Source organism: Geodermatophilus sp. SYSU D01180, assembly GCF_054050415.1.
Genome location: NZ_JBJGZH010000004.1, coordinates 147656 through 163242, shown reverse-complemented (window position 1 = coordinate 163242; position 15587 = coordinate 147656). Strand labels below are relative to the sequence as shown.

The window sequence follows — 15587 nt, the reverse complement described above, 5'->3', positions numbered from 1 at the left end:
CCGCCCCACCCTCCGGCAGAAATGGCCGTTTCCGCCGCTCCCGCACGAGAGGTACCCCGATGAGCAGCCCGACCTTCGCCGCGCCCGACCGGCTGCGCGGGCTGCTCGACGAGCACGCCGCGCTGGAGACCGAGCTCGCCGACCCCGCGGTGCACGCCGACGCCGGCCGCGCCCGGCGCCTGGGCCGCCGCTACGCCCAATTGGCGCCCGTCGTGGAGACCGCCCGCGCGCTCGACGCCGCCCGCGACGACCTCGACGCCGCCCGCGAGCTGGCCGCCGAGGACCCGTCGTTCGCCGAGGAGGCCCGCGGCCTCGAGACGCGCATCGACGAGCTCACCGACCGGCTGCGCGAGCTGCTGCTGCCGAAGGACCCCGATGACGACAAGGACGTCATCCTCGAGATCAAGGCGGGGGAGGGCGGCGCGGAGTCCGCGCTGTTCGCCGGCGACCTGGTGCGCATGTACCTGCGCTACGCCGAGCGCCGCGGCTGGGCCACCGAGGTGCTCGACGCCGTCCCCGCCGAGCTCGGCGGCTACAAGGACGTCGCGATCGCGGTGAAGTCCCGCACCGACGAGGGCATCTGGTCGCGGCTGAAGTTCGAGGGCGGCGTCCACCGGGTGCAGCGGGTGCCGGTCACCGAGTCGCAGGGCCGCATCCACACCTCCGCCGTCGGCGTGCTCGTGCTGCCCGAGGCCGAGGAGGTCGACGTCACCGTCGACCCGAACGACCTGCGCATCGACGTCTTCCGCTCGTCCGGCCCCGGCGGGCAGAGCGTGAACACCACCGACTCCGCCGTGCGCATCACCCACCTGCCCACCGGCATCGTGGTCAGCTCGCAGAACGAGAAGAGCCAGCTGCAGAACCGCGAGTCGGCGTTGCGCGTGCTCCGCTCCCGGCTGCTGGCCGCTGCCCGCGAGGAGGCCGCGGCCACCGCCAGCGACCAGCGGCGCAGCCAGGTCCGCACGGTCGACCGCAGCGAGCGGGTGCGCACCTACAACTTCCCGGAGAGCCGCATCTCCGACCACCGGGTCGGCTTCAAGGCGCACAACCTCGACCAGGTCCTCGACGGCGAGCTCGACCCGGTCATCGACGCGCTCACCCGCGCGCACACCGCCGAGCTCATGGCGGCCGGGTCCTGAACACCCGCACGCTGCTCGCCGGCGCCGCCCGCCGCCTGGCCGAGGCCGGCGTCGAGTCGCCCCGCGTGGACGCCGAGCTGCTGCTCGCCCACGTCCTCGGCGCCTCCCGGACGGCGCTGCTCACCCGGGTCGACGTCGACGACGACGCCGCCGCCCGCTTCACCGCGCTGCTCGACCAGCGCGCCGCCCGCGTCCCGCTGCAGCACCTCACCGGCCGCGCGCCGTTCCGCCACCTCGAGCTCGCCGTCGGCCCCGGCGTGTTCGTGCCCCGGCCGGAGACCGAGCAGCTCGTCGAGTGGGCGCTGGCGCGGCTGGCCGGCGTGGCGTCGCCGGTCGTCGTCGACCTGGGCAGCGGGTCCGGCGCCATCGCGCTGTCCATCGCCCACGAGCACCCTGGCGCGCGGGTCACCGCCGTCGAGCGCGACCCGCAGGCGGTCGAGTGGACCCGCCACAACGCCGACCTGCGCGCCGCGGCGGGGGACCGGCCGGTCCCCGTGCTCGCCGGCGACATGACCGACCCGGGCCTGCTGCGCGACCTCGACGGCGCCGTCGACCTCGTCGTGTCCAACCCGCCCTACGTCCCCGACGGCGCGCGGGTGCCCCGCGAGGTCGCCGACCACGACCCGCCGCTCGCGCTGTGGGGCGGCCCGGACGGCCTCGACGTCGTCCGCGGCCTGCTGCGCACCGCGGCCCGGCTGCTCCGCCCCGGCGGCGGGCTCGGCATCGAGCACGCCGACGCGCAGGGGGACGCGCTGCCCGCGCTGGTGCGCGGCACCGGCGATTTCACGTCCGTCGCGGACCACCCCGACCTCGCCGGGAGGCCGCGGTTCACGACCGCCGTCCGGGCTGGGGGAGACTGACCGCCCGTGGCCGACCTCTACGACTGCACCGACCCCGAGCAGCGCGCCGCGGGTCTCGACGCCGCCGCCTCCGCGATCGCCCGGGGCGAGCTGGTCCTGCTGCCCACCGACACCGTCTACGGCGTCGGCGCCGACGCCTTCTCGCCCGTCGCGGTCTCCGGCCTGCTGGCGGCGAAGAACCGCGGCCGCGCCATGCCGGTCCCCGTGCTCATCGGCGAGGCGTCGACGATGGCCGGGCTGACGATGAGCGTGCCCCGGGTGGCGCAGCGGCTGGCCGAGGCCTTCTGGCCGGGCGGGCTGACCATCGTCGTCGAGCACGCGCCGTCGCTGGCCTGGGACCTCGGCGACGCCGAGGGGACGGTCGCCGTCCGCCTCCCCGACGACGACGTCGCCCGCGACCTGCTGCGCCGCACCGGCCCGCTCGCCGTCTCCAGCGCCAACCGCTCCGGCCGGCCCGCCGCCACGAGCGCGCAGGAGGCGGACGCGCAGCTCGGCGAGCACGCCGCGGTCGTCCTCGACGGCGGCCCGCGCGCGGGCTCGGCGGCCAGCACGATCGTCGACTGCACCGGCCCGGTGCCGCGCGTCCTGCGGGTGGGCGCGGTGCCGGTCGAGCGGCTGCGCGAGGTCGTGCCCGAGGTCACGGACTAGGGCCCGGTCGCCGGCGGCTGCGGATCCCGCTCCGTCCGGTGACGGGGGGATACCGTGGGGGTACCGCCCGTCCCGTCCGCCCGCCGTCTCGCCCCCGGGAGCACCGTCGCGATGAGCACGCCCGCCGCGCGCCCGGCCGGGACCGCGCGCGGTCCGCACGGGGGCTGAGCCGTGCGCGAGTACGCCGTCGTCCTGCTGACCGCGGGCCTGGTCACCTTCCTGGCCACGCCGGTGGTGCGGATCGCCGCGGTGCGGCTGCGGATGATGGCCGCCCCCCGCGAGCGCGACGTGCACGTCATCCCCACCCCGCGCGGCGGGGGAGTGGCCATGTACCTCGGGGTCGCGGCGGCGGTGCTGGTGGCCACCCGGCTGCCCGCGTTGCAGCGCACCTTCGACGACTCGCAGACCGCCGCCGTCCTCGTCGCCGGCGGGCTGATCTGCCTGCTCGGGGTGCTGGACGACAAGTTCGGCCTGGACGCGCTCACCAAGCTCACCGGTCAGATCGCCGCCGCCGGCGTCATGGTGCTGCTCGGCGTCCAGCTGGCGTTCCTGTTCCTGCCGGTGGCCGACATCGGGACGATCTCGTTCGGCCCGGACGTCGGCGTGCCGCTGACCATCCTGCTGACCGTCCTCACGGTCAACGCGCTCAACTTCATCGACGGCCTCGACGGGCTGGCCGCGGGCGTCTCCGCCATCGCGGCGCTGGCCTTCTTCGCCTACAGCTACAACCTCAGCCGCGTCGGCTACGACGAGGTCGCCAGCGCCCCGGCCCTGGTGACTGCGGTGCTCGCCGGCGCCTGCCTGGGCTTCCTGCCGCACAACTTCAGCCCGGCGCGCATCTTCATGGGCGACTCGGGGTCGATGCTCGTGGGCCTGATGCTCTCGGCCGCCGCGGTGAGCGCCACCGGCCGGGTCGACGCCCAGTCCTTCGACTCCGCCGCCAGCCTGCTGCCGCTGGCCCTGCCGCTGCTGGTGCCGATCGCGGTGCTCTTCATCCCGTTCGTCGACCTGCTCCTGGCGGTGGTCCGCCGGACCCGGCGCGGGCAGTCGCCGTTCTCGCCCGACAAGATGCACCTGCACCACCGGCTGCTGTCCATCGGGCACTCGCACCGCCGGGCGGTGCTGACCATGTACTTCTGGGCGGCTCTCCTGTCCTTCGGCGCGGTGGCCCTGTCGGTCACCGGCGGGACGGTCGAGCTGCTCGTCGTGATCGGGGTGCTGCTCGTCGTGGGTGTCGTCGTCGTCCTGGCCCCGCACGCCCGGCGTGCCGCCCGCGAGGCCCGGGCCGCCGAGATCGCCGAGCTGCGCCGCCGCAGCCGCGCCGCCCACCCGACCTCGCGGGCGCACCGCGCCGGGCGCCGGTCGACGGCCACCGCCCCGGCGGCGCCCGCACCGGCACCCGGGCCGGCCGCGGCGACCACCACCCCGACCGCGCCCCGTGCGGCCGGCGCCGGCCGGGGGCTCCGGTGAGCGCCCCCCGCCCGGCCGCGCAGGTCCCGTGGGACCTGTCGTTCCTCAGGGTCGGCACGCTGGTCACGGGATCGGTCGCCGTCGTCGCCGCCCTGGTCGTCGGCCTGGTGCTCGGCTGGCCCGACGCCGTCGGGGTGCTGGTCGGCGCCCTGGTCGTGACGGCGTTCTTCGTCGTCTCCGGCGTGGTCATCGCCTGGGCCGGGCGGATCAACGACACCTTCACGCTGCCGGCGGCGCTGGGCACCTTCTTCGTCAAGGCCGTCGTGCTGTTCGGGATCCTCAGCGCCCTGCCGGAGGACGGCTGGCTCGACCGCCGGACGCTGGCGTGGGCGGTGGTCGTGGGCGCGCTGCTGTGGAGCGGCGTGCAGCTGCGGTGGGTGTGGACCCGCCCGCTCTACTACGTGACGCCGCCCGCGCCACCCGGTCAGGCGACGGTCCCCCCGGCACCGGGAGGCGCCCCGACTGGCGGCTGATAGTGTCCCGGCGATGGCCGAGGACGACCCCACCCGTGGGGAGCCCCGGCCCCGACCTGCGCGACCAGCCCCTCGGGGCAGCGGTGCCGAGACCGGCTGGGCCGTCATCGGGACCATGATCTCCGGGATGGCCGTGTGGGGCGGTGCCGGGTGGTTGCTCGACCGGTGGTTGGACACACGGGTGTTCCTGCCGGTCGGGATCCTCCTCGGCATCTCGGCGGCCATCTACCTGGTCGTCAAACGGTTCGGCGGGCTGCCACCAGACCCTGGTGCACCCGGAGACGGCAACACCCCGGGCGGACGACGGAGCCGGCCCAGGACGCAGAAGGGACAACGGTGACCTCCAGCGCCCTCGCGCTCGTGGACGTGCTCGCCGCCGAGGGCGGCGGGTCCGGCGACGGCTTCCAGGCTCCCGGCCTGGGCGAGTTCTACCCGGAACCGGTCGCCGAGTTCTCGCTGCTGGGCGTGGACTTCGCGATCACCCGCATCACCATCATCCTCTGGGTCGCCACGGCGCTCCTGATCGCGTTCCTGATCGCCACCGTGCGCAAGCCGCAGATCGTGCCGGGCAAGCTGCAGTTCGTCGGCGAGAGCGGCTACTCGCTGGTCCGCGACGGCATCGCGCGCGACGTCGTCGGCCCCAAGGGGCTGCCGTTCGCGCCGTTCCTGGCCTCGCTGTTCTTCTTCATCCTCGCGAATAACCTGATGGCGATCATCCCGTTCGCGCAGATCTCCCCGATGTCGAAGTTCGCGTTCCCGCTGGTGCTGGCCGCGATCTGCTGGGTCATCTACATCTACATCGGCATCCGCGAGCAGGGCGCCGGCCGCTACTTCAAGGACATCCTGTTCCTGCCGGGCGTGCCCAAGCCGATGTACATCCTGGTCACGCCCATCGAGATCCTGCAGAACTTCGTCGTGCGGCCGTTCACCCTCGCGGTCCGGCTCTTCGCGAACATGTTCGCCGGCCACATGCTGCTGGTCGTCTTCTCGCTCGGCGCCGTGTACTTGCTCAGCCGGGACAACTTCTCGATCATCTTCGGTCCCGTCTCGGCGCTCATGGCCATCGTGATGACCTTCTTCGAGCTGCTGGTCATCTTCCTCCAGGCCTACGTCTTCACCGTGCTGATGGGGACCTACCTCAACGGCTCCATCGAAGCGGAGCACTGACCTCCGGGCCCGGCCTGCCGCACCCCGGACCGCACCACCCGCACGACCCCCGCAAGCCGCCCGGAGGACTCCGGGCGACGACACAGGAGGAAACACCCCGTCATGGATCTTCTCGCTGAGCTCACCGGCAGCATCGGCTCCGTGGGCTACGGCCTGGCCGCCATCGGCCCGGGCATCGGCGTCGGCATCGTGTGGGCCGCCTACATCCAGGCCACGGCGCGGCAGCCCGAGTCGGCCGGCCTGACCCGTACCTACGCCTTCCTCGGGTTCGCCCTCTCCGAGGCGCTCGCGCTGATCGGCTTCGTCGTCCCCTTCGTCTTCGGCACCTGATCCGCGTCTCCGGACACGGGTACCCACTCGGACAGGGACACTGAGACCATGAGCATCCTCGCAGCGGAGAGCGCGAACCCGCTCCTCCCGCCCCTCGGCGAGATCATCATCGGCCTGATCGCCTTCGCGATCGTGCTGCTGGTCCTCTTCAAGTTCGTCGCGCCGCGCTTCGAGCAGGTCTTCCGGGCGCGCCGCGAGGCGATCGAGGGCGGCATCGAGCGGGCGGAGGCCATGCAGGCCGAGGCCAAGGCCGCGCTGGAGCAGTACCGCGCCCAGCTGGCCGAGGCACGCACCGAGGCAGCCCAGATCCGGGACCAGGCCCGGGCCGAGGGCCAGCAGATCCTCGAGGAGCTGCGGGCCCAGGCGCAGGAGGAGTCGGCGCGGATCGTCGCCCGCGGCGAGGAGCAGCTGGCCGCCAACCGCCAGTCGGTCGTCAACGAGCTGCGCGGCCAGATCGGCACGCTGGCCGTCGACCTCGCCGGCCGCGTGGTCGGCGAGTCCCTGGAGGACGAGGCCCGGCGCCGCGGCACCGTCGACCGGTTCCTCGACCAGCTCGACGGCATGGCCGGCGGGGCGGCGGGCAACGGCCGCACCGGCAGCACCGTGTTCGTCCCCGGCGGCGACCGCTGATGGACGCCTCCAGCCGGGAGGCGCTCGCGGTCACCCGCGAGCGCCTCGCCGCGACCACGGCCGGTGCCGCCGGCCCGGGCCTGCTGGCCCTGGCCGACGAGCTGTTCGCCGTGGCGCGGCTGCTCGACGGCACCGTGGCGCTGCGCCGGGCCCTGTCCGACCCGGCGGCCAAGCCGGCCGACCGGGCCGGACTGGCCCGCCGGATCCTCGGCGGGCGGGTCTCCGAGGTCGCCGTCGACCTGGTCGAGACCGCCGCCCGCCAGCGGTGGTCGCGGCCGCTGGACCTGGTCGAGGCCGCCGAGATGCTGGCCACCGAGGCCTCGTTGGACGCCGCCGAGGCGCGCGGTGAGCTCGAGGGCGTCGAGGACGAGCTGTTCCGCTTCGGCCGGATCGTCGGCGGCGACCCGCAGCTGTCCCGCATCCTCTCCGACGACTCGGCACCGGCCGAGGGGCGCGCGGCGCTGCTCGACCGGCTCCTGTCGGGCCGGGTCAGCCCGGTCACCGAGCAGCTGCTGCGGAACTCGCTGACCGCCCGGCACGTGGGGAACGCGGAGAACCGGGTCGAGCGGCTGTCCGTGGCGGCCTCCGCCCGGCGCGGCCGCTCGGTCGCCCACGTGACGACGGCGGTGCCGCTGACCGTGACGCAGGAGCAGCGGCTGCGCGACGTGCTCGGCCGGATCTACGGGCGGACGATCGGCCTCCAGGTGACGGTCGACCCCGAGGTGCTCGGCGGGCTGGTCGTGCGCGTCGGTGACGAGGTCATCGACGGCAGCATCGCCAACCGGCTCGAGTCCGCCGGCCGCCGGCTCGCCGGCTGACCCGCCCCACCCCAGACCACAGACAGCACGACCCAGCAGGGAAGAGGACGCGCGCCATGGCCGAGCTGACGATCTCCGCAGACGAGATCCGCAGTGCCATCCAGAACTACGTCACCGAGTACTCCCCGGACGTGTCCCGGGAAGAGGTCGGGATCGTCACCGAGGCCGGCGACGGCATCGCCCGGGTCGAGGGCCTGCCCTCGGTCATGACCAACGAGCTGCTCGAGTTCGAGAGCGGCGTCCGCGGCCTCGCGCTGAACCTCGACGTCCGCGAGGTCGGCGTCGTCATCCTCGGTGACTTCGCCGGCATCGAGGAGGGGCAGCAGGTCCGCCGCACCGGCGAGGTCCTGTCGGTCCCGGTCGGCGACGGCTACCTCGGCCGCGTCGTCGACCCGCTCGGCAACCCGATCGACGGCGGCGGCGAGATCGCCACCACCGGCCGCCGCGCGCTGGAGCTGCAGGCCCCCACGGTCGTGCAGCGCAAGTCGGTGCACGAGCCGCTGCAGACCGGGATCAAGGCCATCGACGCCATGACCCCGATCGGCCGCGGCCAGCGCCAGCTGGTCATCGGCGACCGCCAGACCGGCAAGACGGCGATCGTCCTCGACACGATCATCAACCAGAAGCAGGCCTGGGCCACCGGTGACCCGAAGCAGCAGGTGCGCTGCATCTACGTCGCCGTCGGCCAGAAGGGCTCGACGATCGCGGCGATCCGCGCTTCCCTCGAGGAGGCCGGCGCGATGGAGTACACGACGATCGTCGCCGCTCCCGCGTCGGAGGCCGCCGGCTTCAAGTACATCGCCCCCTACACCGGCTCGGCGATCGGCCAGCACTGGATGTACGAGGGCAAGCACGTCCTGATCGTCTTCGACGACCTGTCCAAGCAGGCCGAGGCCTACCGCGCGGTCTCGCTGCTGCTGCGCCGCCCGCCGGGCCGCGAGGCCTACCCGGGCGACGTCTTCTACCTCCACTCCCGGCTGCTGGAGCGCTGCGCCAAGCTCTCCGACGACCTGGGCGCCGGGTCGATGACGGGCCTCCCGCTCATCGAGACCAAGGGCAACGACGTGTCGGCCTACATCCCGACCAACGTCATCTCGATCACCGACGGGCAGATCTTCCTCGAGACCGGTCTGTTCAACTCCGGTGTCCGCCCGGCCATCAACGTGGGCATCTCGGTGTCCCGGGTCGGCGGCTCGGCGCAGATCAAGGCGATGAAGTCGGTCGCCGGCCGCCTGCGCCTGGACCTCGCCCAGTACCGCGAGCTCGAGGCCTTCGCCTCGTTCGCCTCGGACCTGGACGCCTCCAGCCGGGCCACCCTCGACCGCGGCCAGCGTCTGGTGGAGCTGCTCAAGCAGGGCCAGTACCAGCCGTACCCGGTCGAGCGCGAGGTCGTCTCGCTGTGGCTGGGCACCACCGGCAAGCTCGACCGCGTGCCGGTGTCCGACGTCCGCCGGTTCGAGTCGGAGTTCCTCGACCACATCGCCCGGGCCGAGGGCGGCGTCTTCGACGAGATCCGCACCTCGCGGACCCTCGGCGACGACGCGGTCAGCAGCCTCGAGCGCGCCGTCGAGAGCTTCTACCAGCAGTTCACGACCTCCGACGGCACCTCGCTGGTCAACGAGCCCGAGGCCGAGGCCATGGACGCGTCCGAGCGTGGCCAGGAGCGCGTCCAGGTCAAGAAGGCCTGACCGGTGGCCGGTTCCCTTCGCGCGCTGCGGCGCCGCATCCGCTCCACGCAGTCGACGAAGAAGATCTTCTCGGCCCAGGAGCTGATCGCCGGCGCCCGCATCGTGCGCGCCCAGGCACGGGTGGAGGCGTCCAAGCCGTACGCCCGGGAGATCACCCGGGTCCTGTCCGCGCTGGCGTCGTCGGCCTCGCTCGAGCACCCGCTGCTCACCGAGCGGCAGGCGACCCGGCGGGCCGCGGTCCTGGTGGTCACCTCCGACCGCGGGTTCGCCGGCTCCTACAACGTCAACGTGCTGCGGCGGACCGAGGAGCTGCTGTCGCTGCTGCGGCAGGAGGGCAAGGAGCCGCAGGTCTACGTCATCGGCCGCAAGGGGGAGACCTTCTACTCCTTCCGCAACCGGCCGGTGGCGCAGACCTTCACCGGGTTCTCCGAGCAGCCGGCCTATCCCGACGCCCAGGAGGTCGGGCGCGTCCTCATCGACGCGTTCACCGCCGGGGCCGAAGCCGACGGTGGCCCGGGTGCCGACGGCGTGGCCGGCGTGGACGAGCTGCACATCGTCTACACCGAGTTCCGGTCGCTGCTCGCGCAGGTCCCGGTCGCCAAGCGCCTGGCGCCGCTGGAGGTCGAGGAGGTCGAGGAGTTCGACTTCGAGCGGGAGGACCGCGAGGCCGGCCGGACCGGCGACTCCGGGGTCCCCACCTCGTACGAGTTCGAGCCCTCGGCCGACGCGCTGCTCGACGCGCTGCTGCCGAAGTACGTCACCACCCGCATCTACGCGGCGCTGCTCGAGGCCGCGGCCTCCGAGTCGGCGTCGCGGCGGCGGGCGATGAAGTCGGCCTCGGACAACGCCGAGGAGCTGGCGAAGAGCCTCTCCCGCCAGGCCAACCAGGCGCGCCAGGCCGAGATCACCCAGGAGATCAGCGAGATCGTCGGTGGCGCCGACGCGCTGGTCGCAGCCAACGCCGACGACTGACCACCCCGGCCCCGCCGGCGGCGGGACACCGGACCTGAGATCCCAGGAGCACTCATGACCGTCACCGAGGACCGTCCGACCACCCAGACGACCGGCCGCGTCGTCCGGGTCACCGGGCCGGTCGTCGACGTCGAGTTCCCGCGCGACGCGATGCCCGACCTGTTCAACGCCCTGCACGTCGACGTGACCCTCGCCGACCTGGGCAAGACGCTGACCCTCGAGGTCGCCCAGCACCTGGGCGACAACGTGGTCCGCACCATCTCCATGGCCCCGACCGACGGTCTGGTCCGTGGCGCCGAGGTCCGGGACACCGGCGCCTCGATCAGCGTCCCGGTGGGCAACGAGGTCACCGGCCACGTGTTCAACGCCCTCGGCGAGTGCCTCGACAAGCCGGGCTACGGCCAGGACCTGCCGCGCTGGTCGATCCACCGGCACGCGCCGCGGTTCGACCAGCTCGAGGGCCGCACCGAGCTGCTCGAGACCGGCATCAAGGTCATCGACCTGCTCACCCCGTACGTGGCCGGCGGGAAGATCGGCCTGTTCGGCGGTGCCGGCGTGGGCAAGACCGTGCTGATCCAGGAGATGATCCGCCGGGTCGCCCAGGAGTTCGGTGGCGTGTCGGTGTTCGCCGGCGTCGGCGAGCGCACCCGCGAGGGCAACGACCTCATCACCGAGATGACCGAGTCGGGCGTCATCGAGTCCACCGCGCTGGTCTTCGGCCAGATGGACGAGCCGCCGGGCACCCGGCTGCGGGTGGCGCTGTCGGCGCTGACGATGGCGGAGTACTTCCGCGACGAGCAGAACCAGGACGTGCTGCTCTTCATCGACAACATCTTCCGGTTCACCCAGGCCGGGTCCGAGGTGTCCACGCTGCTGGGCCGCATGCCCTCCGCCGTGGGTTACCAGCCGACCCTCGCCGACGAGATGGGCGAGCTGCAGGAGCGGATCACCTCGACGCGGGGTCACTCGATCACCTCGCTGCAGGCGATCTACGTGCCCGCCGACGACATCACCGACCCGGCGCCGCACACCACCTTCGCGCACCTCGACGCGACGACGGTGCTCTCCCGGCCGATCTCGGAGAAGGGCATCTACCCGGCCGTCGACCCGCTGGACTCCACCAGCCGGATCCTCGACCCGCAGTACGTCGGGCAGGACCACTACCAGGTCGCGCAGACGGTGAAGCAGATCCTCCAGCGCTACCAGGAGCTGCAGGACATCATCGCGATCCTCGGCATCGACGAGCTCTCCGAGGAGGACAAGGTCACCGTGCAGCGCGCGCGGCGGATCGAGCGGTTCCTCTCGCAGAACATGTTCGTGGCCGAGGCCTTCACCGGTCAGCCCGGCTCGTTCGTGCCGCTGTCGGAGACCCTCGAGGCCTTCAAGGCGCTCACGGAGGGCAACTACGACCACGTGCCCGAGCAGGCCTTCTTCATGTGCGGTGGGCTCGAGGACCTCGAGCGCAACGCGGAGAAGCTCAAGCGCGGCTGAGGAAGGACCCCGTCCTCCTCACCCCTCGCACGCTCGGGGTGAGCCTCTGGACGGGGCCACACCACGTCACGGCCGGGTGTCCCTGCGGGGGGCACCCGGCCGTCGTGCGTCGGGGGCCGCCTCCCCGTGCAGGACCGGTCACGGACGGTCGGGACGGGCCAGGGCGTGGCGCGCCAGGTGGTTGACGTACCCGGCGTCGTGGGCAGGTGCCTTCCGGGCGCACCTTAAGAGCGGGAGCCTTGCTGCCGATCGGAGAGGGTGGCGCCCGGAGGGACCGGACGCGTCGTGTGGGAGAAGACCATGGAGTGGCTGGACGCGACCAGCACCGACGGCACGGTGACCCGCCTGCCGGCCGGGACCGCCGATCCAGGGTGGACCTGGCCGTCGACGTCCGTACCGCACGTGCACGACATCGCCTACGACACCGAGGAGTGGGCGCCCGCCTCGACGGTGCGCCACCCGTGGGTCCGCGTCGGTCGCTGGACCCTGCTCTACCGCCGCGCCGCCTAGACCCTCACCGGGCCTGCCGCCCGCCCGGGTGACCGCCGGACGGCCCGCGCCGGGTGTCCCGGGTCCCGCGACTAGAGTGGGCGGCGACCGTCGCCGTGCCCGCTTCCCGGCCGGCGTCCCAGCACCGCCCGTCGGTGGACCCGGAGGAGTGTCGTGGCGACCCTGCAGGTCGAGTTGGTGGCCGTCGAGCGGACCATCTGGTCCGGTGAGGCGAGCATGGTCATCGCCCGCACGACCGAGGGCGAGATCGGCGTCCTGCCCGGCCACGCCCCGCTGCTGGGCGAGCTCGCCCCCGGTGGCGTGGTCACCGTCCGCACCACCGAGGGCCCCGACATGGTCGTCGCCGCGCACGGCGGGTTCCTGTCGGTGACGCCGAAGGGCGTGTCCATCCTCGCCGAGACCGCGGAGATCTCCTCCGAGATCGACGTCGAGCGGGCCCGCGAGGCGCTGCGCCGCGCCGAGTCCGCCGGCGACGACCCGGAGGCCCTCGCCGCCGCCCGCCGCGCCCAGTCCCGCCTGCGGGCCGCCGGACAGGCCGACTGACCCGACCGGACCGCGCCCGCCCCAGCCGACGGTGACCACCGCCCTGCTCGTCCTCGCCGGGGTGCTGGTCGTCGTCCTGGTGGTCGCCTTCCTCATCCGCCGCCGGCTGCTGCTCTCCGGCCTCGGCGCGGTGACGATGTGGCTGCGCCCGGCCGGCAGCTCCCGGTGGTCGGTGGGCGTCGCCTGGTACGGGGGAGAGGCGCTGCTCTGGTACCGCGCGCTGTCGCTGTCGGTCCGCCCGCAGCAGCGGCTGTGCCGCACGGAGGTGCAGGTCGAGGGCCGGCGGCCGCCGGGCCGGGACGACGTCGCCCTGCCCGACGACGCGGTCGTCCTGACCTGCGTCACCGGCAGCGGCCGCAAGGAACTGGCCATGGACCCCTCCACGGTGACGGGGTTCCTCTCCTGGGTGGAGTCGGCCCCGCCCGTGCACTGAGGGCCGGCGTCAGCCCCGCGCGGCCCGCTGCGCGTGCACGCCGCTGTGCGCGCCGGGCTCCCACAGCACGTCGCCGTCGGGGTTGGCCTCGCGGGCGAGGATGAACAGCAGGTCCGAGAGCCGGTTGAGGTAGCGGGCGGTCTCCGGGTTGGTGCGCTCGCCGTCGGCCTCCAGCAGCGCCCACACGCTCCGCTCGGCCCGCCGGACGACCACCCGCGCCTGGTGCAGCAGCGCGGCCAGCGGCGTCCCGCCGGGCAGCACGAAGCTGGTGAGCTTCGGCAGCGCCTCGTTGTGCTCGTCGCAGGCCGCCTCGAGCCGCTCGGTGTAGGCGGCGGTCACCCGCAGCGGCGGGTGCGCGGGGTCGGGCACCACGGGCGTGGACAGGTCGGCGCCGACGTCGAACAGGTCGTTCTGCACGCTGCGCACGAGCTCGACCAGCTCCGGCGGCGGCGCCCCGAGCGCCAGGGCCACGCCGAGCACGCTGTTGGCCTCGTCGACGTCGGCGTAGGCGACCAGCCGCGGGTCGGTCTTGGCCACCCGGCTCATGTCACCCAGGTGCGTCTGCCCGGCGTCACCGGTCTTCGTGTAGATGCGGGTGAGCCGGACCGTCATGGGCCGAGCCTAGGACGCTGCCCGGAGCCGCCCGCGCACCCGCCGTAGGGTGGTCGGGTGCAGTGCTTCGAGGTGACCGGCGGCACCGCCCTCAGGGGCCAGGTACGGGTCACGGGGGCGAAGAACAGTGCCCTCAAGCTCATGGCGGCCGCGCTCCTGGCCTCCGGGCGGACGACGATCGACGAGGTCCCCGACATCCTCGACGTCGCGATCATGAGCGAGGTGCTCCGCCGCCTGGGCTGCGGCGTCAGCTACGAGCGCTCGGGGCAGCCCGGGGGCGGCGGCCGGGTCGTCGTCGACGTGCCGGAGGACCCCGCCACCGAGACCGACTACGACCTGGTCCGCAAGATGCGCGCCTCGATCAGCGTGCTCGGCCCGCTGGTCGCGCGCTGCGGCAGCGCCCGGGTGGCGCTGCCCGGCGGCGACGCGATCGGCTCCCGCGGGCTGGACATGCACATCTCCGGCCTGGAGCGGCTCGGCGCCTCGATCCACAGCGAGCACGGCTTCCTCGTCGCCTCCGCGCCGCGGCTGGTGGGCACGTCGATCTGGCTGGACTTCCCGTCGGTCGGCGCCACGGAGAACCTGCTCATGGCCGCGGTCCTGGCCGAGGGGACGACGGTCATCGACAACGCCGCCCGCGAGCCGGAGATCGTCGACATCTGCTCGATGCTCACCGCGATGGGCGCCCGCATCGACGGCGCGGGCACCTCGACGCTCACCGTCGAGGGCGTCGACGCGCTGTCGCCGGTGACCTACTCGACGGTGCCGGACCGGATCGTGGCCGGGACGTGGGCGATCGGCGCGGTGATGACCCGCGGCGACGTCGTCGTCGAGCGGGCCGTCCCCGACCACCTCGCCGTCCCGCTGGACAAGCTGGTGAGCGCCGGCGCCACCGTGGAGGTCGTCGAGAACGGCGTCCGGGTCGCCATGGACGAGCGGCCGCGCGGGGTCGACGTCGTCACCCTGCCGTTCCCCGGCTTCCCGACCGACCTGCAGCCGATGGCGGTCGCGCTGGCCGCGGTGTCCACCGGCACGGCGCTGATCACGGAGAACGTGTTCGAGGGCCGGTTCATGTTCGTCAACGAGCTGGTGCGCCTGGGCGCCGACGTGCGCATCGACGGCCACCACGCCGTCGTCCGCGGCCGGGAGCGGCTCTCGTCGGCGCCGGTGGTGGCCACCGACATCCGAGCCGGCGCCGGGCTGGTGCTCGCCGGCTTGCTGTCCGACGGCGTCACCGAGGTGCAGGACGTGCACCACGTCGACCGCGGCTACCCGGACTTCGTCGAGCAGCTGCGCGGCCTCGGCGTGCAGATCGAGCGGGTCGAGCGCCCCAGCGACCTCTAGCTAGGCCGCGGGGAAGGACGACGCCAGCGCGCGGGCCCGGTCGGCGTCCTCGGGGAAGACCAGCACGTCGGCGCGGTGCGCCTCGGGGAAGCGGACCGTCGAGCGGATCCCGGCGTCGGAGAGCACCGCCCGCAGCGCCAGCGCCGACTCGCGGCGGGACAGCGTGGCGACCCGGGTGAGCAGGCCGTCGTCGGTGGGCGCGGGGCGGCGCCGGCGCATGCCGCCGGTGGAGCTCCCGCCGAAGGCCCAGCGCATGAAGAGGGCGAGCAGCACCATGACGACGATCGCGATGACCGGTCCGGCGATGTAGCTCAGACTGCCCGGCTGCAGCACGGCGCCTCCCCTCGGCGGGCGGCGTCCGGGCCCCGACCAGCCCGGTCGCACGCGATCGAGTGTGCCACCGCGGGGCTCCCGGACCGGTGCTGCTACTCGCCGGTAACACCCTTACACTCCGCGGGC

The 15587-nt window shown here is 73.7% G+C and carries 19 protein-coding genes; 17 read left to right on the top strand and 2 right to left on the bottom strand.

Annotated elements, in window-relative coordinates; all coding sequences use genetic code 11:
- Positions 1–59: 59 nt before the first annotated feature.
- The 16 genes from prfA (at position 60) to ACI8AA_RS05785 (ending at position 13172) form a co-directional block, all read left to right on the top strand.
- Positions 60–1139 carry a peptide chain release factor 1 gene (gene prfA / locus ACI8AA_RS05860; protein ID WP_457043567.1) on the top strand — a complete coding sequence of 360 codons (1080 nt, stop codon included), beginning with the start codon at positions 60–62 and terminating at the stop codon, positions 1137–1139.
- Positions 1136–1999 carry a peptide chain release factor N(5)-glutamine methyltransferase gene (gene prmC, locus ACI8AA_RS05855; RefSeq protein WP_457043638.1) on the top strand — a complete coding sequence of 288 codons (864 nt, stop codon included), beginning with the start codon at positions 1136–1138 and terminating at the stop codon, positions 1997–1999. The genes prfA and prmC overlap by 4 nt, the downstream gene beginning before the upstream one ends.
- A 6-nt stretch (positions 2000–2005) precedes the next feature.
- On the top strand, positions 2006–2647 hold the full coding sequence (locus ACI8AA_RS05850; protein ID WP_457043566.1) for an L-threonylcarbamoyladenylate synthase: 642 nt from the start codon (positions 2006–2008) through the stop codon (positions 2645–2647).
- Positions 2648–2818: 171 nt separating this feature from the next.
- Positions 2819–4117 (top strand): glycosyltransferase family 4 protein, encoded by a 1299-nt coding sequence (locus tag ACI8AA_RS05845; protein ID WP_457043565.1) that lies wholly within the window; start codon positions 2819–2821, stop codon positions 4115–4117.
- The gene (locus ACI8AA_RS05840) at positions 4114–4590 is read left to right on the top strand and encodes a hypothetical protein (RefSeq protein WP_457043564.1); all 477 of its coding nucleotides are present in this window, start codon (positions 4114–4116) and stop codon (positions 4588–4590) included. The genes ACI8AA_RS05845 and ACI8AA_RS05840 overlap by 4 nt, the downstream gene beginning before the upstream one ends.
- A gap of 13 nt (positions 4591–4603) precedes the next feature.
- Entirely contained in the window at positions 4604–4930 is a 327-nt protein-coding gene (locus tag ACI8AA_RS05835; RefSeq protein ID WP_457043563.1) for an AtpZ/AtpI family protein, read from the top strand.
- Complete coding sequence (atpB, locus tag ACI8AA_RS05830; RefSeq protein WP_457043562.1) at positions 4927–5757, top strand: F0F1 ATP synthase subunit A; 831 nt, start codon at positions 4927–4929, stop codon at positions 5755–5757. The genes ACI8AA_RS05835 and atpB overlap by 4 nt, the downstream gene beginning before the upstream one ends.
- A gap of 102 nt (positions 5758–5859) precedes the next feature.
- Positions 5860–6087, top strand: a complete 228-nt coding sequence (gene atpE / locus ACI8AA_RS05825) for an ATP synthase F0 subunit C (RefSeq protein WP_029432783.1) — start codon at positions 5860–5862, stop codon at positions 6085–6087.
- A gap of 48 nt (positions 6088–6135) precedes the next feature.
- Complete coding sequence (locus ACI8AA_RS05820) at positions 6136–6717, top strand: F0F1 ATP synthase subunit B (RefSeq protein ID WP_457043561.1); 582 nt, start codon at positions 6136–6138, stop codon at positions 6715–6717.
- On the top strand, positions 6717–7535 hold the full coding sequence (locus ACI8AA_RS05815) for a F0F1 ATP synthase subunit delta (RefSeq protein ID WP_457043560.1): 819 nt from the start codon (positions 6717–6719) through the stop codon (positions 7533–7535). The genes ACI8AA_RS05820 and ACI8AA_RS05815 overlap by 1 nt, the downstream gene beginning before the upstream one ends.
- Positions 7536–7591: 56 nt before the next feature.
- Entirely contained in the window at positions 7592–9223 is a 1632-nt protein-coding gene (atpA, locus tag ACI8AA_RS05810) for a F0F1 ATP synthase subunit alpha (RefSeq protein ID WP_457043559.1), read from the top strand.
- Between the two features lie 3 nt (positions 9224–9226).
- Entirely contained in the window at positions 9227–10195 is a 969-nt protein-coding gene (locus ACI8AA_RS05805; RefSeq protein WP_457043558.1) for a F0F1 ATP synthase subunit gamma, read from the top strand.
- Positions 10196–10249: 54 nt separating this feature from the next.
- Positions 10250–11686 (top strand): F0F1 ATP synthase subunit beta, encoded by a 1437-nt coding sequence (gene atpD / locus ACI8AA_RS05800; protein ID WP_457043557.1) that lies wholly within the window; start codon positions 10250–10252, stop codon positions 11684–11686.
- Between the two features lie 285 nt (positions 11687–11971).
- Complete coding sequence (locus ACI8AA_RS05795; protein WP_456929341.1) at positions 11972–12196, top strand: hypothetical protein; 225 nt, start codon at positions 11972–11974, stop codon at positions 12194–12196.
- A 153-nt stretch (positions 12197–12349) separates the two neighbouring features.
- Positions 12350–12739 (top strand): F0F1 ATP synthase subunit epsilon, encoded by a 390-nt coding sequence (locus ACI8AA_RS05790; protein WP_387992473.1) that lies wholly within the window; start codon positions 12350–12352, stop codon positions 12737–12739.
- Positions 12740–12770: 31 nt separating this feature from the next.
- Complete coding sequence (locus tag ACI8AA_RS05785; RefSeq protein ID WP_456929342.1) at positions 12771–13172, top strand: DUF2550 domain-containing protein; 402 nt, start codon at positions 12771–12773, stop codon at positions 13170–13172.
- A gap of 9 nt (positions 13173–13181) precedes the next feature.
- On the opposite strand, the gene ACI8AA_RS05780 is transcribed toward ACI8AA_RS05785, so the two are convergent.
- Positions 13182–13784 carry a cob(I)yrinic acid a,c-diamide adenosyltransferase gene (locus ACI8AA_RS05780; protein WP_457043556.1) on the bottom strand — a complete coding sequence of 201 codons (603 nt, stop codon included), beginning with the start codon at positions 13782–13784 and terminating at the stop codon, positions 13182–13184.
- A gap of 57 nt (positions 13785–13841) precedes the next feature.
- On the opposite strand from ACI8AA_RS05780, the gene murA reads away from it, so the two are divergent.
- A complete protein-coding gene (gene murA / locus ACI8AA_RS05775; RefSeq protein ID WP_457043555.1) occupies positions 13842–15128 on the top strand; it encodes a UDP-N-acetylglucosamine 1-carboxyvinyltransferase in 1287 nt (428 codons plus the stop codon).
- On the opposite strand, the gene ACI8AA_RS05770 is transcribed toward murA, so the two are convergent.
- Complete coding sequence (locus ACI8AA_RS05770) at positions 15129–15461, bottom strand: hypothetical protein (protein ID WP_457043554.1); 333 nt, start codon at positions 15459–15461, stop codon at positions 15129–15131.
- Positions 15462–15587: the final 126 nt, after the last annotated feature.